Source organism: Plantactinospora sonchi, from assembly GCF_036422035.1.
In the GTDB taxonomy this organism is placed as follows: domain Bacteria; phylum Actinomycetota; class Actinomycetes; order Mycobacteriales; family Micromonosporaceae; genus Plantactinospora; species Plantactinospora sonchi.
On record NZ_JAZGQK010000003.1, the window covers coordinates 290,876 to 313,743 of the forward strand.

At 72.2% G+C, this 22,868-nt stretch carries 19 protein-coding genes; 8 read left to right on the forward strand and 11 right to left on the reverse strand.

The genetic code is table 11. The features are described from left to right. Positions 1-24 precede the first annotated feature (24 nt). On the reverse strand, positions 25-753 hold the full coding sequence (locus tag V1633_RS04710) for an SDR family oxidoreductase (protein ID WP_331212907.1): 729 nt from the start codon (positions 751-753) through the stop codon (positions 25-27). A 103-nt stretch (positions 754-856) separates the two neighbouring features. Between V1633_RS04710 and V1633_RS04715 the strand changes: the two genes are divergently transcribed. Next, positions 857-1,708 carry a helix-turn-helix transcriptional regulator gene (locus tag V1633_RS04715; RefSeq protein ID WP_331212908.1) on the forward strand — a complete coding sequence of 284 codons (852 nt, stop codon included), beginning with the start codon at positions 857-859 and terminating at the stop codon, positions 1,706-1,708. Between the two features lie 3 nt (positions 1,709-1,711). On the opposite strand, the gene V1633_RS04720 is transcribed toward V1633_RS04715, so the two are convergent. Genes V1633_RS04720 through V1633_RS04735 form a run of 4 tightly spaced genes read right to left on the reverse strand, consistent with a single transcriptional unit; the run spans position 1,712 to position 6,412 of the window. Continuing rightward, the gene (locus tag V1633_RS04720; RefSeq protein ID WP_331212909.1) at positions 1,712-3,232 is read right to left on the reverse strand and encodes a lipopolysaccharide biosynthesis protein; all 1,521 of its coding nucleotides are present in this window, start codon (positions 3,230-3,232) and stop codon (positions 1,712-1,714) included. Then, positions 3,229-4,146: a glycosyltransferase family 2 protein gene (locus V1633_RS04725; protein WP_331212910.1), complete on the reverse strand. Its 918-nt coding sequence runs from the start codon at positions 4,144-4,146 to the stop codon at positions 3,229-3,231. Before V1633_RS04725 ends, V1633_RS04720 begins: the two co-directional genes overlap by 4 nt. Before the next feature lie 14 nt (positions 4,147-4,160). Continuing rightward, positions 4,161-5,375 (reverse strand): class I SAM-dependent methyltransferase, encoded by a 1,215-nt coding sequence (locus tag V1633_RS04730; RefSeq protein WP_331212911.1) that lies wholly within the window; start codon positions 5,373-5,375, stop codon positions 4,161-4,163. Further along, entirely contained in the window at positions 5,372-6,412 is a 1,041-nt protein-coding gene (locus V1633_RS04735; RefSeq protein WP_331212912.1) for an NAD-dependent epimerase/dehydratase family protein, read from the reverse strand. Before V1633_RS04735 ends, V1633_RS04730 begins: the two co-directional genes overlap by 4 nt. Positions 6,413-6,590: 178 nt before the next feature. Between V1633_RS04735 and V1633_RS04740 the strand changes: the two genes are divergently transcribed. The 5 genes from V1633_RS04740 to V1633_RS04760 are packed head-to-tail and all read left to right on the forward strand — an operon-like array spanning position 6,591 to position 12,018. Further along, the gene (locus tag V1633_RS04740; RefSeq protein ID WP_331212913.1) at positions 6,591-7,820 is read left to right on the forward strand and encodes a class I SAM-dependent methyltransferase; all 1,230 of its coding nucleotides are present in this window, start codon (positions 6,591-6,593) and stop codon (positions 7,818-7,820) included. A gap of 25 nt (positions 7,821-7,845) precedes the next feature. Beyond that, a complete protein-coding gene (locus V1633_RS04745; protein ID WP_331212914.1) occupies positions 7,846-8,670 on the forward strand; it encodes a glycosyltransferase family protein in 825 nt (274 codons plus the stop codon). Then, entirely contained in the window at positions 8,670-9,305 is a 636-nt protein-coding gene (locus tag V1633_RS04750; RefSeq protein ID WP_331212915.1) for a PIG-L deacetylase family protein, read from the forward strand. Before V1633_RS04745 ends, V1633_RS04750 begins: the two co-directional genes overlap by 1 nt. After that, entirely contained in the window at positions 9,302-10,633 is a 1,332-nt protein-coding gene (locus V1633_RS04755; RefSeq protein ID WP_331212916.1) for a polysaccharide pyruvyl transferase family protein, read from the forward strand. Before V1633_RS04750 ends, V1633_RS04755 begins: the two co-directional genes overlap by 4 nt. Then, positions 10,633-12,018 carry a Coenzyme F420 hydrogenase/dehydrogenase, beta subunit C-terminal domain gene (locus V1633_RS04760; protein ID WP_331212917.1) on the forward strand — a complete coding sequence of 462 codons (1,386 nt, stop codon included), beginning with the start codon at positions 10,633-10,635 and terminating at the stop codon, positions 12,016-12,018. The genes V1633_RS04755 and V1633_RS04760 overlap by 1 nt, the downstream gene beginning before the upstream one ends. Here V1633_RS04760 and V1633_RS04765 read toward each other — a convergent pair. The 5 genes from V1633_RS04765 to V1633_RS04785 form a co-directional block, all read right to left on the reverse strand. Further along, positions 11,988-13,307 carry a hypothetical protein gene (locus V1633_RS04765; protein WP_331212918.1) on the reverse strand — a complete coding sequence of 440 codons (1,320 nt, stop codon included), beginning with the start codon at positions 13,305-13,307 and terminating at the stop codon, positions 11,988-11,990. The two genes, V1633_RS04760 and V1633_RS04765, sit on opposite strands and share 31 nt — an antisense overlap. Before the next feature lie 310 nt (positions 13,308-13,617). Beyond that, positions 13,618-14,703: an AI-2E family transporter gene (locus V1633_RS04770; protein ID WP_331213140.1), complete on the reverse strand. Its 1,086-nt coding sequence runs from the start codon at positions 14,701-14,703 to the stop codon at positions 13,618-13,620. Positions 14,704-14,875: 172 nt separating this feature from the next. Next, entirely contained in the window at positions 14,876-17,131 is a 2,256-nt protein-coding gene (locus V1633_RS04775) for a coiled-coil domain-containing protein (RefSeq protein ID WP_331212919.1), read from the reverse strand. A gap of 185 nt (positions 17,132-17,316) precedes the next feature. Then, positions 17,317-18,600: a coiled-coil domain-containing protein gene (locus V1633_RS04780; protein ID WP_331212920.1), complete on the reverse strand. Its 1,284-nt coding sequence runs from the start codon at positions 18,598-18,600 to the stop codon at positions 17,317-17,319. A gap of 155 nt (positions 18,601-18,755) precedes the next feature. After that, on the reverse strand, positions 18,756-19,826 hold the full coding sequence (locus V1633_RS04785) for a TIGR03621 family F420-dependent LLM class oxidoreductase (protein WP_331212921.1): 1,071 nt from the start codon (positions 19,824-19,826) through the stop codon (positions 18,756-18,758). A 177-nt stretch (positions 19,827-20,003) separates the two neighbouring features. Between V1633_RS04785 and V1633_RS04790 the strand changes: the two genes are divergently transcribed. Beyond that, positions 20,004-20,894 (forward strand): phytanoyl-CoA dioxygenase family protein, encoded by an 891-nt coding sequence (locus V1633_RS04790; RefSeq protein ID WP_331212922.1) that lies wholly within the window; start codon positions 20,004-20,006, stop codon positions 20,892-20,894. A gap of 87 nt (positions 20,895-20,981) precedes the next feature. Here the strand turns inward: V1633_RS04790 and mce are convergent, their stop codons facing one another. After that, positions 20,982-21,452 (reverse strand): methylmalonyl-CoA epimerase, encoded by a 471-nt coding sequence (gene mce / locus V1633_RS04795; RefSeq protein ID WP_331212923.1) that lies wholly within the window; start codon positions 21,450-21,452, stop codon positions 20,982-20,984. Positions 21,453-21,517: 65 nt separating this feature from the next. On the opposite strand from mce, the gene V1633_RS04800 reads away from it, so the two are divergent. After that, positions 21,518-22,747 carry an acetyl-CoA C-acetyltransferase gene (locus tag V1633_RS04800; protein ID WP_331212924.1) on the forward strand — a complete coding sequence of 410 codons (1,230 nt, stop codon included), beginning with the start codon at positions 21,518-21,520 and terminating at the stop codon, positions 22,745-22,747. Positions 22,748-22,868: the final 121 nt, after the last annotated feature.

Here is a 22,868-nt window from a genome sequence, read left to right on the forward strand (position 1 = left end):
GTCGGCGGGTCAGGTCGGCACGGGTCACCAGGGCTCGGGACCGTCCTCGCTGAAGAAGCCGCCGGTCGGGCCGTCGGCCGGCAGGGTGGCCAGCCGGACCGCCGCGATCGCGCCCTGGGCCGGCGTACGCGGCCCGGAGTGCCCGTTCAGGTCGGTGGCGCAGTACCCCGGATCGGCGGCGTTCACCTTGATCGGGGTGCTGCGCAGCTCGCTGGCGTACGACACGGTGACCGCGTTCAGCGCACTCTTCGACGAGTTGTACGCCAGCAGCGGGAACTGTCCGTACCGGTGTTCCGGGTCACTGGTCAGGGTGAGTGAGCCGAGCCCGCTGGAGAGGTTCACGATCCGTCCGGCGGGGGCCCGCCGGATCAGCGGCAGCAGGCCGTTGGTGACCTCGACCACCCCGAAGACGTTGGTGGTGTAGGTCCGCACCAGCAGCTCCACCGGCACCTGGCTGGGCGCCTGTCCCCGTTCGAGCAGGATGCCGGCGTTGTTGACCAGGATGTCGAGTTTGCCGTACTCCCGGTCGATCCGGGCGGCGACCGCCGACACCGAGACCCGGTCGGTGACGTCCAGCTCCACCGGCACCGCGCTGAACCCCTCGGCGACCAGCTTCTCCGCCGCCTCCGCCCCGCGCCGCGGGTCGCGCGCGCCGACCAGCACAGTGGCGCCGGTGGCGGCGAGCCCCCGGGCGACCTCGTGTCCGATTCCCTTGTTGGCCCCCGTGACGAGGGCGATCGTGTTTCCGCTCATGTCGTCGAGCCTGTGGCGTCCGGCCCGGGTTGAGGAGAGCACGGTCGAACCAGGGATCCGCGCTCCCTGGTTGGACCGGCGTCCGGCGCGGAGGATGGAGGGCATGGACCGCCAGCAGCTCGCCGAGTTCCTTCGCAGCCGCCGGGCCCGGATCCGCCCGACCGATGTCGGATTGCCCGCCGGCTCCCGGCGGCGTACCCCGGGGCTGCGCCGGGAGGAGGTGGCCGGGCTCGCCGGGATCTCGGTCGACTACTACACCCGGCTGGAGCAGGCCCGGGGGCCGCGGCCGTCCCGCCAGGTGCTCTCCGCGCTGGCCCGGGCGCTCCGGCTGTACGAGGCCGAGCGCGCCCACCTCTACCACCTGGTCGGCGAGGTGCCCGCCCCGCCGACCGGCCCCAGTCCGGACGTACCGGCCGGGGTGCTGCACCTGCTCGACCGGCTCGACGACACCCCCGCGTACGTCATCGACGCCAAGTACGACATCCTGGCCTGGAATCCGATGGCCGCCGCCCTGCTCGGTGACCCGTCGACCTGGCCGGCGGACCGCCGCAACATCGTCTGGAACCTCTTCACCGGCGAGCATTCGGCGCTGGCCCTGGCCGACCCGCAGTCCTCGGCCTTCGCCGACGAGTGTGTCGCGGAACTGCGGGCCGCCGCCGGCCGCTACCCGGAGGACCCGGGAATCGCCCGGCTGGTCAGCCGGCTGCTGGCCGCCAGCCCCGAGTTCGTCCAGCGCTGGAACCAGCTCCGGGTCTGTGTCCGGCACGGCTCGACCACCAAGCATCTGCGGCATCCGGTGGTGGGGGAGCTGACCCTGGAGTGCGAGGTGCTCGACCTCGCCGGTCACGGGCAACGCCTGGTGATCTACACCGCCGCGCCGGGCAGCCCGTCCGCCGACGCGCTGCGGCTCCTCGGCGTGGTCGGCACCGGCTGGCCGGCCGACCAGCTCAGCTGACGTTCAGGCTGGGGCGCCCGACCGACGGGGGAAGCGGGCCAGGACCAGGCGGCGGAGCCGGACGTCGGTGAACCAGAGCAGCACCCCGGCGACCAGCCCGGCCACCCCGCCGAGCAGCAGCAGCTCGATTGCCGGGCCGGCGTCGACGCCGAGCCGGTGCAGCGGCCACGGCACCAGCGCGGCGGCGAGCGCGGCCAGCACCGCCGGGAGCGTCGGGGCGAGGAAAGCGGCGATCGACGCCTCGGCCGTCCGGCGTACGGTGACCCAGACCGACAGCGCGGTCACGGTGAGCTGCATGCCGATGCCGGCCAGCGCCACCGCGGTCGCCTCCGCCACGTCGCTGCGCCCGGTCAGCAGGGTGCCGACCGCGGCCAGCGTCGCCACCCCGAGCACGCCCCGGGTCCAGAGGATCGCGGCGAGCCGGCCCGGCTGACCCATCGCCTGCAACGCCGGGCCGAGCAGCACCCCGTACACGTTGATCGCACCGAAGAGGCAGAGCAGCCGCAGCGGCAGCTCGGTGCCGGACCACTGTGGACCGAGGAGGGCGACCAGCGGCCCGGCGGCGGCGGAGAGCACACCGAGCACCGGCAGCCCGGCCAGCGCGCCGAGGTGCTGGAGCTGGTTGAGGTGGGCGGCGAGGGCGGCCCGGTCCCGCTGCAGCCGGGACAGCGACGGGAGCGCCACCTGCTGCAACGACCGGACCGTGACGTCGACCAGCATGTCCGGCAGCCGGGCCGCCAGCCGGTAGATGCCGGTCGCGACCGGTCCGAAGAACAGCCCGGTGAAGATCACATCCGCCTTGGAACTGAGCATCAGCCCGAGTCCGGCGTTCGCCGAATGGGCGGAGAAGACCAACAGGTCCCGGATCCCGGAGAGTTTCGGTCGGCGGCTGGGCCGCCACGGGCAGACCACCCAGAGCACCACCAGCCCGACCGCCGCGTTCACCAGCTGCTGCGCGACCAGCGCCCAGATGCCCGCCCCGAGCAGCGCCAGCACCACCCCGACCACGCCGCTGAGCAGCGAGGCGAGCAGGGTACGGATGGCGACCGCCCGGAACCGCAGCTCCCGGCGCAGTACCGCCTCCGGCACGATGGACAGCCCCTGCAGCAGCACCAGCGGCGACAGCGCCACACAGATCGCGGTCAGCTCGGGCGCCCGGTTCGCCCACGCCCACAGCGGACTGGCGGCGGCGGTGAGCAGGCCGATCCCCAGCCCGGCCAGGATCAGGACGACAAACGCCCCGTCCAGATGCTCCGGCGTCAACCTGTCCCGCTGCACGATCGCCGAGACCAGCCCCTGCTGGATCAGCGTCTGCGCCACCGTGATGAAGACGGTGGCCATCGCGACCAGGCCGAACTCGCTCGGCCCGAGCAGCCGGGCGAGCAGGAAGGTGACCAGGATCGACGACCCGATCCGGCCGGCGGTGAGCACGTACGACCAGCCGATCGCCGACCGCAGCGGTGCGCCCGGCCGTTCCGGGCCGCCCTCCGCCGTCCCGGCGTCCGTCGACGTCCCGGCCGTCACCAGGCGCTGCCCTTCGCCGTACTGGCCCGGGTGCGTCGGGCCAGCCGGCGGCGGAGCCGGCCGAGCCGGACCCGGACCCGGCGGGCCCACCAGGTGGCGAGGAACGCCACCGCCGAACTGAGCCGGGTACCCAACGGTTCCGACCCGGTGGCCAGCGTCCGCAGCGTCTCGGCGAGCATCCGCAGCCGGGGCGCGCGGACCTTTCCGCCCGCCTGGCCGAACCAGGCCAGCGCGGTGGCCGGGGTGGCACCTTCCGCCTGCCGGGTGGAGGCGCCGTGCACCCGGCGCAGGAAGAGCGGCTCGGCGACCTCGTGGATCTCGCCGAGCCGGGCGACCTCGGCGATCAGTGTGTAGTCGGAGGAGAGGAACGGGCGGATCATCCCGGTGCGGCGCAGCGCCGACATCCGGAACACCCCGAAGTGGGCGTGACAGAGGTTGATGTTCTTCGCCACGGTGGCGACCCGGCGCCAGGGGCGCGGGTCGCGCAGGTCCAGCCGGTCGGCGTACGGACCCATCACCTCGCCGGCCTCGTCGATCAACACCGTCCGGGGATAGGCCAGCACCGCCTGCGGGCCGGCGGCGTCGAGCGCGGCCACGCAGGTGCTGAGGTACGACGGCAGGCAGACGTCGTCGTACGCCACCCACTTGAACAGCTCGCCCCGGGCCAGTTCGACCACCCGGGCGTAGTTGACGTGGCCGCCGAAGTTGCGCGGGTTGCGGTACAGCCGGATCCGGTCGTCCAGTGCCGCGTACCGCTGACAGATCTCCCAGGTCCGGTCGGTCGAGGCGTTGTCGCTGATGATCACCTCGAAGTCCCGGTAGTCCTGGCCGAGGATCGCGTCGAGGCAGCCCTCGAGATAGCGCTCGGCGTTGTAGAGGGGTACGCCGAGACTCACCCGTGGCGCTGGATCCATCACTCTCCTCCGCCTCAGGCGACCAGCAGGTCGGCGTACACCCCGAGCTGGCGCAACGCGGCGTTGATCTCGGTCCGGTAGGCGGGGTTGGTAATGATCACCGTGCGGGTGCCGAGCCCGGCGACGGTCTCCGGCGCGGTCACCTCGTGCCCGGTCACCGGCAGGAACCGGCCCCACTTGCGCGGGTTGACGTCGACCACCGCGGCGAGCCGCCGGTCCGGGTCGGCCAGGTGCAGGAACTGCACGCCACGGGAGCCGGCGCCCCAGAGCACCGGCCGGTCACCGGCGCGGATGAGCCGGTCGATCGTGCCCCGCCAGCGGTCCCGTTCGGCGGCGTGCCGCCGCGCGAAGCCGGCGATCGAGGCGAGTTGCCGATCCCGGTCCGCCGGACCGGCCGCCTCGACCGCACCCGACACCGGGCCGGTGGGGTCGACCGGGACCGCCTCCCGGCCGGGACCGGCCGCGTTGACCGAGATCTCGACGAACCGGAACATGCCGGAAAAGAGCCGCCCGGTCGCCTCCACCCGCCAGCCGGCCCGTTCGGCGATCCGGCACAGCGAGTACCCGTCGAAGTAGGAGACGTGCGGATAGATCACCTCCCAGCCGGCGGTGGCCAGGTCGTAGCCGGCGTCCGGCACCTCCAGGTAGCCGTGGACCGGTCGGTCGCCGGCCAGTTCGCGCAGTCGCACGAGGAAGCCGTACGGGTCGTCCAGGTGCTCGAACCAGTGCCGGGAGGTGACCAGGTCGAACGCCGGTGTCCGGTCGTCCAGCGGGGCGTGGCCGGCGTGCAGGACCGCACCCGACGGGTCGGGGCCGACCGGACCGGCGTACATCGCGTCGTAGCCGACACCCCGGCAGCCGGCCACCTGGCACAGCTCGCGGAGGAACTCGCCCTGCCCGCAGCCGACGTCCAGCACCGTGCCGCCGCGCAGCGGGAACCGCTCGGCGAGGTGCTTGACCAGTTCCGCCGAGAAGGACTGGAACGCCGGGGAGTGGTGCAGATTCGTGTCCATGGTGGTGTCGTAGACCAGAACGGCCGGATCGAAGGCGAGGTTGCGCACGTATCCGCATCCTGGACAGTGCCCCAGCCGCATCCGGCCCAGCGGACTGGCCAGCGCCTCGTCCCGACCGGCGAAGTGCACCCCGCAGAGGACCGGGATGTCGCCCAGGTCGGCGAAGGGGAGCAGATCGTGCCGGCCGCAGGCGGCGCAACGTACCGGCTCGGTCACCGGGCCTCCGCAGCCGTCCACCGGAGGTCACGGTCCAGCCGGCCCGCCTCGGTCAACGCCCGGATCCGGCGCAGCCGCTGGTGCCGTTCGCCGCGGAACGTCTCGATGGTCAGCCCGTGCCGCTGGTACGCCTCGACCAGCTCCTCGATGCCCTTGCGCACCGTCCACCGGGGCCGGAAGCCGGGCACCTCCGCGACCACCCGGTCGCCGCTGACCCGGTAGTTGCGGGCGTCCGCCGAGGCGCCGCCGGCGAAGGTCACCGTCGACCCCGGCACCACCTCGGCGACCAGCTCCGCGACGTCCCGGATCAGGTAGTTCTCGCTGGTCACCGCGATGTTGTAGGCCCGGCCGTGAATGGTGGACCGATCCGCCTCCAGCAGCGCCAGGAAGGCCGCCGCGATGTCCTCGGCGTGCACCAACGGCCGCCACGCCGAGCCGTCGGAGAGCAGTCGTACCTCGCCGGTGAGCAGGGCGTGCGCGGTGAGGTCGTTGACCACCAGGTCGCCCCGGAGCCGGGGGGAGAAGCCGTACGCCGTCGCGTTGCGCAGGAAGACCGGGGAGAAGGTGTCGTCGGCGAGGGCGGCCAGGTCCTGCTCGGCGAGGATCTTCGACTCGCCGTACGGGGTGATCGGGTTGAAGCCGGCGTCCTCGTCCAGCGGCCGGTCGTCCGGGCCGGCGCCGTAGAGGCTGCACGAGGAGGAGAAGAGGAACCGGGTCACTCCGGCCGCCTTCGCCGCATGGGCCAGCCGGACGGTGGCCCGGTGGTTGACCTCGTACGTCAGCTCCGGGTTCAGGTTGCCGATCGGGTCGTTGCAGAGCGCGGCCAGGTGACAGACCGCGTCGAAGCCCGCACAGTCCCCGGCCGTCACGTCCCGCAGGTCCCGGCGCAGCGTCGGGATCCCGCCCGGCGGCGGCCCGAGCAGACAGTCCAGGTAGTAGTCGGTGTCCAGGCCGGTCACCTCGTGGCCGGCGGCCTGGAGCAGTGGGGTGAGTACGCCGCCGAGGTAACCATGGTGACCGGTCACGAGAACACGCACGGCAAAGCTCCCGTCGTCGCCCGGGTGAGAAGGCGAGTTTATGGGTGGCCCTTCGAGGCGCCCGGCTATTGTCGGACTTTTTACTGAACCACCCCGGCCGTCCCGGACCCCTGGTTAGCGTGACCCAGGCGGGCGGGCGCCACGCCGGTTATTCCGATCAAATCGGGGTGGGTGGGGCATGACCGTTGCCAAATGCCGGCTGTGTGCCGCGGTATTGACCGAGACTTTTGTCGACCTGGGCATGTCCCCGCTCTGCGAGAGTTATCTTCCCGCCGACCGCCTCGATTCGGCGGAGACGTTCTATCCACTGCACGTACGGATCTGTTCGCAGTGTCTGCTCGTCCAACTCCCGGCGTACGTGACCGGTGAGGAAATATTCTCCGACTACGCCTATTTCTCCTCCTATTCGGACTCCTGGGTCGCGCACGCCCGCCGGTACGCCGACACCATGGTCGAGACCCTCGGCCTCGGGCCGGACTCCCTGGTCACCGAGGTGGCCAGCAACGACGGGTACCTGTTGCAGCACTTCGTCAACCGGGGCATTCCGGTGCTCGGCGTCGAACCGGCCGGCAACGTCGCCGAGGTGGCCCGCGACCGGGGGATCCGGACCGAGGTGCGGTTCCTCGGCGCTAGCACCGGTGTCGAGCTGGCCGACCGGTACGGCCGGGCCGACCTGGTGGCCGCCAACAACGTGTACGCGCACGTCCCCGACCTGATCGGCTTCACCGCCGGACTGGCCGCCCTGGTCAAGCCGACCGGGCTGGTCACCTGCGAGTTCCCGCACCTGCTGCGGCTGATCGAGCGCCGGCAGTACGACACCATCTACCACGAGCACTACCAGTACCTGACGCTGCGTACCGCCCAGCGGGCCCTCGGCACCGCCGGCCTGATCGTGATCGACGTGGACGAACTCTCCTCGCACGGCGGCTCGCTGCGGGTGCACGCCCGGCCGGCGGCGGCGGCCGGCGAACCCTCCGGGAACGTCAAGTCGGTGCTGGACGCCGAGGCGGAGGCGGGGCTGCACACCGTCGTCGGGCACCTCGGTTTCGCCGACGCGGTCTTCGACATCAAACGGGACCTGCTCGACTTCCTGCTGACCGCCCGGGCCCAGGGCAGGCGGGTGGTCGGCTACGGCGCCCCGGGCAAGGGCAACACCCTGCTGAACCACTGCGCCATCCGCGCCGACCTGCTCGAATACACCGTCGACCGGAGTCCGCACAAGCAGGGACTCTTCCTGCCCGGCACGCACATCCCGATCCACGCCCCGGAACGGATCGCCGAGGACCGCCCCGACTACGTCCTGGTGCTGCCGTGGAACCTGCGTACCGAGATCTCCGCCCAACTGGCCTACGTCCGGCACTGGGGTGGCCGGCTGGTCTTCCCGATCCCCACCCTGGAGGTGGTCTGATGAGCGGCCCCTGGCGGGGATACCCATGAAGGTCGTGCTCTTCTGCGGCGGCCTCGGCATGCGGATGCGGGAGGACGCCGCCTCCGCGCCCAAGCCGATGGCGATGATCGGCGACCGCCCGCTGCTCTGGCACGTGATGCGCTACTACGCGCACTTCGGCCACACCGACTTCATCCTCTGTCTCGGCTACGGCGCCGCCGCGGTCAAGGACTACTTCCTCCGGTACGACGAGACCCTCTCCAACGACTTCAGCCTGGCCATGGACGGCCGGAACATCCGGCTCTTCTCCGCCGACATCACCGACTGGAACATCACCTTCATCAACACCGGCCTCGGCACCAGCATCGGGGAACGGCTGATGCGGGTCCGCCGGTACGTCGAGGACGACGAGATGTTCCTGGCCAACTACGCCGACACCCTCACCGACGCCCCGCTGCCGGAGATGATCGGCCGGTTCCGGCACACCGACGCGGTGGCCAGCCTGCTCGCCGTACCGGTGCAGTCGACCCACCACGTCATCGACGTCACCGCCGGTGACCAGGTGACCCGGGTACGCCCGATCCGCGAGCTGATGCAGTGGGAGAACGGCGGCTACTTCGTGCTCCGCCCGGAGATCTTCGACGTGCTCCGCGAGGGCGAGGACCTGGTCCCGCACGGGTTCGACCGGCTGCTGCCGCAGCGTCGGCTGATCGCCCAGCGGTACACCGGGTTCTGGCGGGCCGCCGACACCTTCAAGGACCGGGCCGAGCTGGAGGAGCTGTACCACTCGGCCCGCTGCCCGTGGATGCTCTGGGACCCCCACCGCAACCGGCAGCGGGTGTCGGCCGGCCTGGAACCGGTCCTCGGCTGATGACACCTCTGCGACTGGGCGCGGTGCGCTCGGTGGTGCTGCTCGGTGCCCACCCGGACGACATCGAGATCGGTGCCGGCGGGCTGCTGCTCACCCTCGCGGAGGTGCCCGGGCTGCGGGTGCACTACGTGCTCCTGACCGGATCGCCGCACCGTCAGGCCGAGGCGCGGGCGGCGGCGGCCGCGTTCCTGCCCGACGCGCGGCTGAGCTTCGCCCTGCACGACCTGCCGGACGGCCGGGTGCCGGCCCGGTGGGCGGAGGCGAAACAGGTCGTCGAGGAGGCGGCCGCGACACTCGCCCCCGACCTGGTCGTCGCACCCGGCCCGGACGACGCCCACCAGGATCACCACACACTCGGTGCGCTGGTGCCCACATCGTTCCGGGACGCCACGGTGTTGTACTACGAGATTCCCAAGTGGGACGGGGACCTGAGGCGGCCCAACATCTACCTTCCGCTGACCGGCGAGCGGGTGCGGCGCAAGATCGAGCTGCTGCACGCCTGCTATCCGTCGCAGAAGGCCCGGGACTGGTGGGACGACGAGGTGTTCCTCGGGTTGGCCCGGCTGCGGGGAATGGAGTGCCGGTCCCGGTACGCCGAGGCGTTCCGGTGCGAGAAAGCGGTGATCGAACTGTGACCCGAGACGCGGTGACCGATGTGGACGGGACCCGACGGCCGCTGGCGGCCTGCCTGTTCGGCGTACCCGGGGCCAACCTCAACCTCGGCGTCGGCGCGTTGCGCGCGTCGACGCTGGCCGGGCTGCTGGCCCGGGAGCCGGGTGCCGAGGTCACCGTCTTCGACGACGGCTGGGGACAGCGCCGGGGACACACCTTCGTCGCCGGCCGGCCGGTGCCGATCGGGCTGGCCGGAGCCCGGCACTCGCGCCGCTACCACCGGCCGGAGTCCTATCTGAACATGCGGATCAGTGCCGCGCTCGGCGGGCTCGGCAACGCCGGGCTGGCCCGGATCGACGCCGCCGACGTGGTGCTCGACGTCAGCGGCGGCGACAGCTTCAGCGACATCTACGGCGAGCACCGGTTCCGGACGGTGGCCTGGCCGAAACGGCTGTCCCTGCTGCGCCGCCGGCCGCTGGTGCTGCTGCCGCAGACGTACGGGCCGTTCCGGGGGGCCCGGCTGCGGGCCGAGGCGGCGGCGCTGACCCGGGGCGCGACGATGGCCTGGGCCCGGGACCCGGACAGCTTCGCCGCCCTGGCCGACCTGCTCGGCCCGGACCTCGACCCGTCCCGGCACCGGCAGGGGGTGGACGTCGCCTTCGGTCTGGAACCCCGGCAGCCGGACGAGCCGGCGGTCGAGTTCCTGAACGGGTGGTTCGACGCCGCACCCGGGCCGGTCGCCGGGGTCAACGTCAGCGGACTGATCACCCGTCCCGAGGGGCGTACCCAGTTCGGCCTGGCCGGGGACGGCCACCGGGTCGCCGAGCAGCTCTGCGTACGCCTGCTCGACCACTCCGACCACCGGCTGATCATCGTGCCGCACGTGCTCACCCCACACGGCACCGACGACGACCGGGTGGCCAGCGAACGGCTCTACACCACCCTCGCCGCCCGGTACGGCGAGCGGGTGGCGCTCTCCCCGGCCGGGCTCGACCCGCACCAGACGAAGTGGGTGATCGCCCGGACCAGCTGGTTCTGCGGGATGCGGATGCACGCCACCATCGCCGCGCTCTCCTCGGCGGTTCCGGCGGCGATCGTGGCGTACAGCGACAAGGCGCGCGGGGTCTTCGCCAGCGTCGGGCAGCATCGGCACGTCGCGGACGCCCGCCGGCTCGGCGACGACGACCTGCTCGACGCGCTCTGGCGGTCCTGGACCGAACGGGAGCGGTCGGCCGCCGAACTGGCGGTCCGGACCCCGGTCGCGGTCGCCCGGGCGGCCGCCCAGATGGACGAGATCGTCGCGGTGGCCCGGGCGGAGTACCAGCGCCGGGCCACGGTCGGGGCGCGTTGATGCGCCGGCCGCGCACCGTGCACGACGTGGCGTCGGGCAAGCTCTGCACCGGCTGCGGGGTCTGCGCCTACCTGGCCCCGGACGAGGTGCGGATGGTCGACGTGCTCGACCACGGCCGGCGTCCGCTGCCGATCACCCCGGTCCGCAACGGCAACACCGCGCCCGCCGCCGCTGGCTCCTCCGGCGCCGCGGCCGCACTCGGCTGCTGCCCGGGTGCCGGGCTGGGGCACGAGACCCGCCGCCCGGAACCGGGCGAGATCGCCGAGCTACGGTCCGCCTGGGGACCGGTCCGGGCGATCTGGGAGGGCTACGCCGCCGACCCGGCGATCCGGTACGCCGGCAGCAGCGGCGGCGTGGCGACCGCGCTGGCCGGGCACTGCCTCACCGGGGAGGGGATGGCCGGGGTGCTGCACATCGGGGCCCGCGCCGACGTGCCGTACCTGAACGAGACCCGGCTGTCCCGCAGCCCCGCCGAGCTGCTGGCCAACGCCGGCTCGCGGTACGCCCCGGCCAGCCCCTGCGACCGGCTGGACCTGGTGGAGAACGCCGAGGGACCCTGTGTCTTCGTCGGCAAGCCGTGTGACGTGGCGGCGGTCCGGATGGCCCGGCGACTGCGGCCGGAGCTGGACCGGCGACTCGGGCTGACCATCGCGATCTTCTGCGCCGGCACCCCGACCACCCGGGGCACCCTGGAGATGCTGGACCGGCTCGGCGTCGAGGACCCGACCGGGCTGGAATCGGTGCACTACCGGGGCAGTGGGTGGCCCGGGGCGGCCCGGGCCCGGCTGACCGACGACCCGCCGGAGCGGCGTCGCGAACTCAGCTACGCCGAGTCCTGGGGCGACATCCTGCAGAAGCACCGGCAGTGGCGCTGCTATCTCTGCCCTGACCACACGGGCGAGTTCGCCGACGTCGCGGTCGGCGACCCGTGGTACCGGCCGACCGGCGACGACCCGGGACAGTCACTGGTGCTGGCCCGCACCGAGCGCGGGGTACGGCTGGTCGAGGCGGCGATCGCGGCCGGAGCCCTGGTGCTGACCCCGGTGGCCCCGACGATCCTGCCGGCCTCGCAGCCGAACCTGCTCGGCGCCCGGGGAGCGGTCTGGGGCCGGGTCACCACCCTGCGGGCGGTCGGGCTGCCCGCGCCCCGGTTCCGGCACCTGCCGATGGCCGGGATCTGGTGGCGGCACCTGTCGCTGGCCGAGAAGCTCCGATCGACCCTGGGTACGCTGCGCCGGATCGGACGCAAGCGGCTGCGTGAGCCCGCCGTGCTGACCCCGTACCGACCGCCGGCCGCCCGATCCGGCTCGGCGGCGGTACCCGGACCAGCGGGGCCGAACGGCTCCGCGTCGGCTCAGACCACCGGCAGCCCGTTGTCGAAGTAGACGTTCGTGGGCCGGTCCCAGGTCACCCCGGCCCGGTTCCAGCCGGAGACGACGCCGTACCGGTAGTTGCGGCCGTACTTGTTGTTCCGGAACAGGATGTTGGAACCGATCAGCCGGGGACTGATCCCGATCGAGTAGTTCCCGCCGTTGCAGTAGTTGTCCTCGTAGGTCAGGTTGGTCAGCGTCGGTGCGGTCTCCGAGCCGATCGTCAGGCACGAGTTGAACGGGTCGCCGGTGACCGGGTTGTACGACAGCAGCGTGCTGTGCCGGATCAGGATGTTGTTGCCGCCGGTGCTCTGCAGGACGTCGTTGTGCGAGTTGGGCACCCGGGCCAGGCTGTGGATGTAGGAGTTCAGTACCCGGGTGTTGGTGCTGAGCCGGGGGCCGTCGATCATGTTGTAGATGTTGGCCCGGTTCAGCGTGTAGTCACCGCAGCAGATCGAGGCCGAGTTCTTGCCCATGCCGTTGATCTCGACATCCTGGATCAGCAGGTTGGTCGTCCCGGTCAGGGTCCGGATCGAGTACGTGGTGCTGTTGCAGGTGATCCTGGACCGGAGGATCTGGACGTTGGCGGCGGCGACGGTGACACAGCCGACGATGTTCAGCCCGCTGACCACCTGACCGGCGGTACGGAGACTGAGCGAGCCGGAGTTGCGCAGCGCGGTACCGGTCGGCACCCCGGTGTTCGCCGCGCTCGGCCAGTACGTGATCGGAGTGGGCGGGGTCTGCGCCGGGGCGTACACCGGTTCGTTCGCCATCCTGGCCGCGGCGGCCGGGTCCGGGATCGGGCCGATCGGGCTTGCCGGCGCCCCACCCGGGTACGGACGGCCGTCCTGCTGTGACTCGACGACGGTGGCCGGGTTGGCCTCAGTCTGCCGGAACGCCTCGCGGCAGCCCTTGACCCGGACCCGCAGCGCCGAGTAGCCACCGGGTCCGATCCCGTCGGTACCGGCGGAGACGCACTGGATGGTGCTGTCCTCGAGCAGGGTGCCGACCACCCCGGGACGGATCACGACGGCGGCCGCACCGCCGGCGCGTACCGTCACCCGCCGGATGGTGATGCTGTTCGCGGCCACCTCGATCGGGCGGTTGACGGTCTGCCCCCAGAAGACCGTGCCGGCCTCGTCGAGCACCAGGGGTGCGGTCCGGACCGGTTGCCCGGTCATGGACAGCACCAGGTATCCGCTGGTGGCGAGGACCGCCAGGGTGAGGCAGAAGGCCCCGATGAACAGCGGCCGGCGGCGTGGACGGTCGGGTACGCGTACGGGGCCCGGCTTGGTCGGTCTCACGGCGTTGGTGTCGGTCACGGCTACCCCCCACGGGCGCGTTACACACCGGCTTGGGTGGCAACTCGTCCGTGACGAGGTCGCCCACCGCCGATTTCGGCTGTCTGCGCCGACTCGCTCCGGCCGGCATGATCGTCATGACCATCGCGGCGCTCTTCCCTGGTCGGGAGGGGTGTGGCCGCAGGAAGTGCGATCTGTTGACCCCGACATGAATATTACAAGCCGTGTTGAAGCGGTTACAATTCTCGATTCAGACGGATTGTGGACAGATGCGGGTACCGGGCACCGCCAAGCGGCGGCATCCGTCGGCCGGTCAGCGGAGCTGCTGCCGGGGCAGCACCACCTCGCGCAGCACCAACTGGATCGCCGCCACCGCCGGGATGGCGACCAGGGCGCCGATCACCCCGAACAGGGCCACCCCGAGCAGCGCCGCGACGATCGCCGCCACGTCGTTGACCTCGACGGAACGGCGCATCACCCGCGGATAGATCAGGTAGTTCTCCAACTGCTGGTAGATCAGGAAGAAGACGACGCAGGCGATGCCGGTCGGCACGTCGGTGGCGAAGCCCGCCAGACTGATCAGCACCGCGCCGATGGTCGCGCCGATCTGCGGGATGAGGTCGCAGATCGCCACCACCACGGCGAGCGCGAACGGGTACGCCAGCCCGACGATCATCGCGAAGACGAAGGTGCTCAACCCGGCCAGCAGCGCGATGGCCAGCGCCCCCACCATGTACGCACCGACCTTGGCGAGGATGGCGTCCCCGATGAGCTGGACCCGCTCGCGCCGGCTGGCCGGCACCAGGCCGTACCCGAGGTCGCGGAGCCGGTCGAAGGCGGCCATGAAGTAGATGGTCAGGACCAGCACGGTCAGCACGTTGAAGATCGCGCCGAAGACGAACCGGGCGCCGCCGAACACCCCGCCGAGCGCCCGGGTGACGTTCTCCTGGCTGGCCGCCGCCTTCACCCGCTCCACCAGGTCGTACTGGACGACGAGGTCGTTGACGGTCTCGCTGCGGCGCAGCTGCTCGACGTAGTTCGGCAACTCGGTGATGAACTGGCTGGACTGGCCGACCAGCGGCGGCACCAGCGCGTAGACGCCACCGGCGAGCAGCGCCAGCAGGCTCAGCGTCACCACCGTCACCGCCAGCCCGTGCGGCAGGCCCCAGCGGCGCAGCCGGGCCACCGCCGGGGTCAGCCCGATCGCCAGGAAGAGCGCGATGAAGATGAGTACCAGCATCGAGCCGGCGTTGCGCAGCCCCTGGTAGATCAGGTACGCCACCAGCAGCCCCAGACCGCCGGTGAGGCCGATCAGGAACGGGTTGAGGTGCAGTGGCCGCCCGAGTCGCCCGAACCGGTCACCGTGTCCCGGCCGGCCTTCGGCGGGGTCCTCGTGCACCGTGCCGGACGGTCGCTCGTCACCGGTCGGGTCGACCGCCGGCCGGTCGTCCTCGGCCGTGCCGGCGGGTTCCTCGCCGTGCACCGCTGGCCGCTCGTTCTCCACCCGGACCTCCCGACGTCACGCCTGGCCCGTCAGGTTAGCGGGTGATTCCGAATCCCGGTTGTCGGTGTCACTCGGAGTCAGCGGTGACCTTGGTGGTCTTGCTGCCCTGCTCCTCTTTGGTCTTGCTGCCCTGGTCCTCGACGGTCGGCTTCCCGCTCCGCTTTCCGGAGTCACCGGTACTGGTGATCTTGGTGGGCACCGGTTCGCGTCCGCCGGTGCCGGGAACGGCCGCCACCGTCGGCTCGCCCTCGTGCGGCTGGTCCGCCCCGTTGGTCACCGGGTCGGTCACCCGGGCCGGCCGGTCACCGTCGGCGCGCAGGTCGGCGGAGACCTGCTCGACAGCCGCCTCGACGAGCTGCTGCATCACCGGCTCGGCCTGGGCCAGCTGCTGCTCGGCCCGCTCCAACTGCTCCTCGGCCCGCTGAGCCGACTGCTCCGTGCCGGTCAGCCGGTCCTGCTCGTTGCCGAGCTGGTCGCGGGCCGCCGCCAACTGCCGCTGGATCCGGTCCGACTCCTGCCGCGAGGCGACCGTCTCCTGCCGGATGTCGGCGAGCGCCTGCTGCGCCTCGGCCAGCTCCTGCATCACCTCGGCCAACTGCTGCCGTCCGGCCGCCGCCTCCTGCTGCGTGGTGGCCAGGTGCTGCTGGGTGGTCGCCAGGTGCTGCTGCGCGGTGGCGAGGTACTCCTCGAACTGGAGCCGGGACGCGGTGGCCTGCTCCTCCGCCTGCCGCTGCAACTCGGTCAGCCGCTCCTCGGCCTCCCGACGCAGTTCGGTGGCGTGCTCCTCGGCCTCCGCGCGGATCCGGGCGGCGTACTCCTCGGCCTGGCGGCGCAACTCCTCGGCGCCGCCCTCGATCTCCGCGCGCCGCTCCTCGTACGCCTGGTCCAGCTCCGCCATCCGGGTCTGGTACGTCTGCTCCAGCTCCGCCTGCCGCTCCTGGATCGACTGCTCCAGCTCGGCCGTACGTTGGTTGAACTCACGGTCCGCCCCGGCCCGGTACGCGGCCAGTTCCTCGTCGAGGGCCGCCCGGCCGGCGTTGAGCTCCTGCTCGGCCGCCTCGCGTTGGGCGGCGATCTCCTGCTCGGCGGCGGCGGTACGCCGGTTGATCTCCTGCTCGACCCCGGACCGCCAGGCGCCCAGCTCCGACTGGGTCTCGGCGCGGACCTTCTGGGCGTACTCCTCGACCTCGGCCCGGGACCGACGGACGAGTTCCTCGGTCTCCTCGGTGATCCGCTTCGCCTCCGTGGTCGCCTTGGCGTGTGCCGCCTGGCCGGCCTCGCGAAGCTGGGTCGCCTCGTGCTTCGCCTTCGCGTACGTGCCCTGGCCGGCCTCGCGGAGCTGGGTCGCCTCCGCCCGGGCGAGCTCGATGGTCCGGTCCGCCTCCTGCCGCGCGGCGTCGAGCAGTCGCTGGGTCTCCTGCTGGGCCATCGCGTGGGCGGCCTGGCCGGCCTCCCGCAACCGGGTCGCCTCCTGCTGGGCGGCGTCCCGCAGCCGGTTCGCCTCGTGCTGGGCCGCGTGCCGCAGCCGGGCCGACTCCTGCCGGGCCCGTTCGACGACCTGCTCGGCCTCCCGGGCGGTCCGCTCGGTCAGCTGCTGGGTCTCCTGGTTGGTCCGTTCGGTCAGCCGGGTCGCCTCCTGCTCGGCGGTGTCCCGCAGCTGCTTGGCCTCCTGCAGCGCCTTGGCGTGGGCCGCGTGGCTCGCCTCGCGTAGCCGGTTCGCCTCCTCGGCGGCCCGGTTGCGCAGCTCGGAACTCTCCTGCTGGGCCTTGGCGAAGGCGGCCTGCGCGGCCTCCCGCAGTCGGGTGGCCTCCTCGGCGGCGGCCGCCACGGCGGCCTCGGCCTCGGCCCGGCGGGCGTTGTTGACCTTCTCCTCCTCGGCCCGGCGGGCGGAGAGCGCGAGTTCGAAGTCGCGCAGCGCCTCGGCGGCCTGCTGGCGCGCGTCCTCGAGGACCTGTTCCGCCTCGGCCCGGCGGGCCTCGATCTCCTGCGCCGCGTCCTGGTGGATGACCTCGGCCTGCTCCTCGGCGAGGGTCAGGATGTGCTCGACCACCGGCCCCAGGTGCCGGAACGAGGCACGGTCCACCACGCCGACCTGCCGGCGCAGTGCCATCAGGTCGCGTTGCAGCACCTCGACCTGGCCGGCCAGGTTGTGGATCTGCGCGTACGCCTGCTCGCGCTGCGCCGCCAACCGGGCAATATCCTTCTCGGCCTCGGCGACGTACCGGTCCACCTGCCGCTTATCGTAGCCCCGCAGGGCCGACTCGAAGCTCGGCTCCGTAGCCACGTCCCCGTCCAGGGCGAACAAGTCCTCGCCGTACGACATGGTCCCATCCTCACACGGGTCGCCCGGTTCTGCGGCGATACCTGGCGGCGTTGATCGGACCAGACGCTACGGCACGGTGGGGACGATCCGGTGGGCGGACAGCGCTCGGGGCCGTACCGGAAGATCCGGTACGGCCCCGGCCGTGCTGCTGCCCCGCAGTCCGACCGTGCGACGAGTCGGTCGGTTCAGCTGGCGACGTCGGCGGTCAGCCGCTCGTCGTTGTCGCTCTTCTCGGCGGCCTTGGCCTCCGGCTCGGCCTTGGCGGCGGGGGTGGCGGCGGGTGCCGCCGAGCCGACGCCGGGCACGATGCCGGCCAGTCCGGAGAGCATCTGGCCGAGCTGCGCGGTGACCGCGTCCTTCTGCCGGGTGAGGTCCTCGACCTCGCGGCGGGCCGCCTGCGTGGTCAGCTCCGCCTCGGTGCGGGCCTCGGTGAGCAGGCGGTGGGCCTCGGCCCGGGCCTCGTTCACGGTCTTCTCGGCCAGTGCCTTGGCCTTGTCGACGGTGTCGTTGGCGGTGCGCTCCGACTCGACCCGGCGGGCCTCGGCGCGCTGCTCGATCTCCTTCGCCCGGTCCTGGGCGGCGCGGGCCCGCTGCTCGGCCTCGGCGACCAGCTTCTGGGTCTGGGCGACCTGGGCGGCGTGCCGCTCGGACTCCTCGCGCTCGGCCTTCTCCCGGCGTTCCGCCAGCTGCAGTTCCAGGGCCTGCAGGTCCTTGTCCCGCTTGTCCCGGGCGTCGGCGAGCAGCTTGGTCGCCTCGGCGCGCTTCTCCTCGGCCTCCCGGGCCGCCTTCGCGCGCTGCTGGGTGATCTCCCGCTCGGCGGTCGCGCGCAGCGTCGCCACCTCACGCTCGACGGTGGACCGCAGCTCGGCGACCTCGTGTGCGGTCACCGTACGCAGCTGCTTGGTCTCCCGGTCGGCGTCGGCGCGCAGCGTGTCCGCCTCACGACGGGCCTGCACCCGGACCTCGGCGGCCTCCCGCTCGGCGGCGGTACGGACGCTGCCGGCCTCGCGCTCCGCGGAGGCCTTCATCGCGGCCGCCTCGGCGCGCGCCTTGTCGGTGATCTCCCGCGCCTCGAGCCGGGCGGCCGAGAGGATGCCCTCCGACTCGCGCTTGGCCTCGCCACGGTGGTCGTTGGCCTGTTCCTCGGCGAGACGCAGGATCTGCTCGACGCGGGTACCCAGGCCGGAGAGGGTCGGCCGGTTGTTCTCTTCGAGCTGCTTGTTGGTGTCGGTGAGCTTCTGCTCGAGGGCGGCGAGACGCTGCTCGGCCTGGCGGAGCCGACGCTGCGCGTCGTTCATCCGCTGTTCGGCGTCGGCCCGGTCCTGCTGCGCCTGGTGCAGCGCCGCGGTCAGCCGGCCGAGGTGACTGTTGACCTGCTCACGGTCGTAACCGCGCAGGGCGACTGTGAAGTCTGGCTGCGAGTTCGCGTTGTCGAAGAACGCGAGAGGGGAGGATTGCTGCTGGGGCATTGGGACATACTTGCAGACACACCGGGGGCCTTCGCAAGAGCCGGGACGTTGTATCGCGCCCAGTTCACATGGTCAACTCGACCCGCCGCGCGGCCGTACCTTTTTCATGATCTTCATTCCGTGTGCCCGTACCGGCCGGGGGTCGCGGGTGAGGGTCAGCGGCCGGCGAGGCGGGCCACGATCGGGGCGGCGGCGTCCAGGTTGCCGCCGAGATGCAGGTAGTTGACGCCGTACCGCTCGCGGAGCGCGACCAGCCGGTCGACACACTCCTCGACGTCGCCGTGCAGCACCGCCGGCGAACCTTCCAGGGCGGCGGGGTCGGCGAGCCGGGCGTGGCTGGAGGTGGAGTGGTGGGTGACGCCCCGGTGCGACACCCGTACGTCGAACATCCGCACCTGGAACTCCAGGCTCCCCGGATCGCGGCCGGCGGCCGAGGCGGCGGCGCGGGCCCAGGCCACCTTCCGGGCGAAGCGGTCCGGACTCATCTCCGCCACCGCGGCGAGGGGGTCGACGTCCGGGGCGAGCCGCGGGTTGATCCCGACGATGTCGGCGTGCCGACCGGCCAGTTCGAGGATCCGCCGGCTGCCCCCGCCGACCAGCAGCGGCGGGTGGGGGCGCTGCACCGGCTTCGGCAGCCCGTCCAGTTCGGTGACCCGGTAGTGCTCCCCGGCGAAACTCACCGGCTTGTCGCCGAAGAGGCCGACGAGCACCTCGATCGCCTCGGCCAGCCGGGCCACCCGTACGCCGGGCGGGTCGAACGGCAGGCCGGCGGCGTCGTGGTCGGTCCGCAGCCAGCCGGCGCCGAGCCCGATCTCCACCCGCCCGGTGGAGAAGACGTCGAGGTTGGCCAGGGTTTTGTGCAGCAGCACCGGGTGCCGGAAGTCGTTGCAGAACACCATGCCCAGTACCCGTAGCCGGGTGGTGGCCTCGGCGGCGACCGTCATCGCGACCAGCGGATCCATCGCCCAGCCGCCGGTGAAGTGGTCGGAGACCGAGACCGAGCTGAAGCCGAGGTCCTCGATCCGGCGGATCTCGTCCCGCCAGCGGGTGACCGGCCGGTCCAGCCCGGGCATCGAGGCGGTGAACCGGAACGGCCGGAGGCCGGTGACCGCCGGAGAGCCGGTGACGGCCGGAGAGCCGGGACCGACGGCGGAACTGGCGACGGTCGGGGCGGCGGCACCGGCGACGGCCGGGGAGGCGGGAACGGCCGGGGGCGGGGACGGCATCGTCCGACTCTAAACGCGCTGGCCGGGCCGGTTCACCTGGTTCGGTCGGTCGAACCGGTTCACAGGCAGTCGGATTATCGACACGGTTGGTGACCCGACGGCTCCTTCCGGCCCCGCCCGGCGCGGCTTAGCGTGACCGACGCGCAGACCTACCGTGAGCTACCGCAGGAGGCCGCAGTGACGGTGCTGCACTTCGACTCGCCGATGTCCGACGCGGAACGTCGGGCCAGGCTCTTCGCCGGGGACCTGTTCGTCTACTCGCCGACGCCGCACTCGATGGCGCTGGTCGCCTTCGCCCGGGAGATGGCCGAGACGGCGTTCGCCCCCCACTTCCCGCCCGACGCCCAGCACCACCTGGCCGGCCCGGACTACGTACGGGTGCTGGCCGACCTGAAGCCGACCTTCATCAACCACCCGCGCAGCGCCGAACTCGTCCGAGGTGTGCTCTCCGACCTCGGCGCCGACCCGGGGCAGACGTACTTCGACGTGCCCCGGCTGCGCACGATGACCAGCGAGTACCTCAACGCGGGGCTGACCCTGCAGTTCGAGTCGCACCGGGACACCTGGTTCTCCGCACCGATGTCGCAGCTCAACTTCTGGATGCCGGTGTACGACGTGGTGGAGTCCAATGTGATGGCCTTCCACCCGAGGTACTTCGGCACCGGGGTGCGGAACAGTTCCCGGAACTACAACTACGCCGAGTGGGTCGCGTACGGTCGGGCCACGGCGGCCCAGCAGGTGCACACCGAGACCCGGGAACAGCCCCGGCTGGAGCAGGACCTCGAACGCGAGCCGGACCTGCGGGTGATCACACCGCCCGGCGGCGTGCTGATCTTCTCCGGGGCGCAGTTGCACACCACCGTGCCGAACACCTCGGGCCGGACCCGGTTCTCGATCGACTTCCGGGCGGTCAACCTGGCCGACGTCGAGTCCGGGGCCGGCGCCCACAACGTCGACTCGGAGTGCACCGGCACCACGCTCGGCGACTTCCGCCGGGCCACCGACCTGGCGCCGCTGCCGGCCGAGCTGGTCGAGGCGCACGACACCCTGCCGAGCCAGGCCGGCTGACCGTACCGGGTGCGGGGGTGGTGCGGCTGGCCGCGTCGGCCCGGCCGTCCCCGGCCGCCCCTGAGCCGGTCGGGGGTCGGTGCCCGGCTATCCGGCGGCCGGCTCGACCAGTTCCACCAGTACGCCGCCGGCGTCCCGGGGATGCACGAAGTTGATCCGGGAGCCGGCGGTGCCCCGCCTCGGCGTCTCGTAGAGCATCCGCATGCCGCGCTCCCGCAGTGCCGCGCCGGCCGCGTCGATGTCCGCCACCGTGTACGCCACCTGCTGCACGCCGGGCCCGTTCCGGTCCAGGAACCTGGCGATCGGGGAGTCCGGGGTCAGTGGCGCCAGCAGTTGCACGCAACCGCCCGCCGGGTCCGGGCCGACGCTCAGCATCGCCTCCCGTACGCCCTGCTCGGTGTTGGTCTCGGTGTGCACACAACGCATGCCGAAGACCCGCTGGTAGAAGTCGATCGCGGCGTCGAGGTCGGCGACGGCCACCCCGACGTGATCGATGCGGAGCAGCCCGATCCCTGTGACATAGTCGGCAGCGGGCTCGGCCGGGACGTCAGCACCCATGACGCTAGTCTGGCCTAACTATCGTTAAGCCGTACCGTCAGGTCCCCTCGGAGGCGACAGTACCCATGGTTTCAGCTCCCCTGGTCCCGGCTCGCCCGGCTTCCGTGATCGTCGGTGGCGCCCGTACCCCGATGGGGCGGCTGCTCGGCAACCTGAAGGACTTCCCGGCCACCAAGCTCGGCGGTGTCGCGATCCGGGCCGCCCTGGAACGGGCCGGCGTCCCCGCCGACCAGGTGCAGTACGTGATCATGGGCCAGGTGCTGCAGGCCGGCGCGGGCCAGATCCCGGCCCGGCAGGCGGCGGTCGAGGCGGGCATCCCGATGTCCGTACCGGCGCTGACGATCAACAAGGTCTGCCTCTCCGGCCTCGACGCGATCGCCCTGGCCGACCAGCTCATCCGGGCCGGTGAGTTCGACATCGTGGTGGCCGGCGGCATGGAGTCGATGACCAACGCCCCGCACCTGCTGCTCGGCCAGCGCGCCGGCTACAAGTACGGCGACGTGGTGGTCCGGGACCACATGGCGCTGGACGGGCTGACCGACGCGTGGGACTGCTGCGCGATGGGCGAGTCCACCGAACGGCACAACAGCCGGCACGGGATCACCCGGGCCGAGCAGGACGCCTTCGCCGCGGCCAGCCACCAGAAGGCGGCCGCCGCGCAGAAGAACGGCGCCTTCGCCGAGGAGATCACTCCGGTCACCGTGCCGCAGCGCAAGGGCGATCCGCTGGTGATCAGCGAGGACGAGGGGGTACGCCCGGAGACCACCGCCGAATCGCTGGCCCGGCTGCGTCCCGCCTTCACCCCGGACGGCACGATCACCGCCGGCAGTTCGTCGCCGATCTCCGACGGCGCCTGCGCGGTCGTGGTGATGAGCCGGGCCAAGGCCGAGGAACTCGGGCTGAGCTGGCTCGCCGAGATCGGCGCGCACGGCAACGTCGCCGGACCGGACAACTCGCTGCACTCGCAGCCCTCCAACGCGATCAGCCACGCCCTGGGCAAGGCCGGACTCACCGTCGCCGACCTGGACCTGATCGAGATCAATGAGGCGTTCGCGCAGGTCGGCATCCAGGCCACCCGCGACCTCGGGGTACGCCCCGAGATCGTGAACGTCAACGGCGGGGCGATCGCCCTCGGCCACCCGATCGGGATGTCCGGTGCCCGGCTGGTCCTCACCCTCGCCATGGAGCTGCGCCGCCGGGGCGGTGGCACCGGAGCCGCGGCCCTCTGCGGCGGCGGTGGACAGGGCGACGCCCTGATCATCAGGGTTCCCCGCCAGGGCGGCGGCCAGGAGTGACCGCACCAGGCTCCATCGGGCGACCGGCGCAGGTTGAGGCGACTCCGGTTGAGGCGCCCTCGGCTGGGGCGACTCCGGCTGAGGCGCCCTCGGCTGAGGCGACTCCGGTTGAGGCGGCGGG

Coding starts and splice junctions, on each gene's coding strand:
- V1633_RS04710 (WP_331212907.1), bottom strand. CDS start 753: ATGAGCGGAAACACGATCGCCCTCGTCACGGGGGCCAACAAGGGAATC.
- V1633_RS04715 (WP_331212908.1), top strand. CDS start 857: ATGGACCGCCAGCAGCTCGCCGAGTTCCTTCGCAGCCGCCGGGCCCGG.
- V1633_RS04725 (WP_331212910.1), bottom strand. CDS start 4,146: ATGGATCCAGCGCCACGGGTGAGTCTCGGCGTACCCCTCTACAACGCC.
- V1633_RS04740 (WP_331212913.1), top strand. CDS start 6,591: ATGACCGTTGCCAAATGCCGGCTGTGTGCCGCGGTATTGACCGAGACT.
- V1633_RS04745 (WP_331212914.1), top strand. CDS start 7,846: ATGAAGGTCGTGCTCTTCTGCGGCGGCCTCGGCATGCGGATGCGGGAG.
- V1633_RS04750 (WP_331212915.1), top strand. CDS start 8,670: ATGACACCTCTGCGACTGGGCGCGGTGCGCTCGGTGGTGCTGCTCGGT.
- V1633_RS04760 (WP_331212917.1), top strand. CDS start 10,633: ATGCGCCGGCCGCGCACCGTGCACGACGTGGCGTCGGGCAAGCTCTGC.
- V1633_RS04775 (WP_331212919.1), bottom strand. CDS start 17,131: ATGTCGTACGGCGAGGACTTGTTCGCCCTGGACGGGGACGTGGCTACG.
- V1633_RS04780 (WP_331212920.1), bottom strand. CDS start 18,600: ATGCCCCAGCAGCAATCCTCCCCTCTCGCGTTCTTCGACAACGCGAAC.
- V1633_RS04785 (WP_331212921.1), bottom strand. CDS start 19,826: ATGCCGTCCCCGCCCCCGGCCGTTCCCGCCTCCCCGGCCGTCGCCGGT.
- mce (WP_331212923.1), bottom strand. CDS start 21,452: ATGGGTGCTGACGTCCCGGCCGAGCCCGCTGCCGACTATGTCACAGGG.
- V1633_RS04800 (WP_331212924.1), top strand. CDS start 21,518: ATGGTTTCAGCTCCCCTGGTCCCGGCTCGCCCGGCTTCCGTGATCGTC.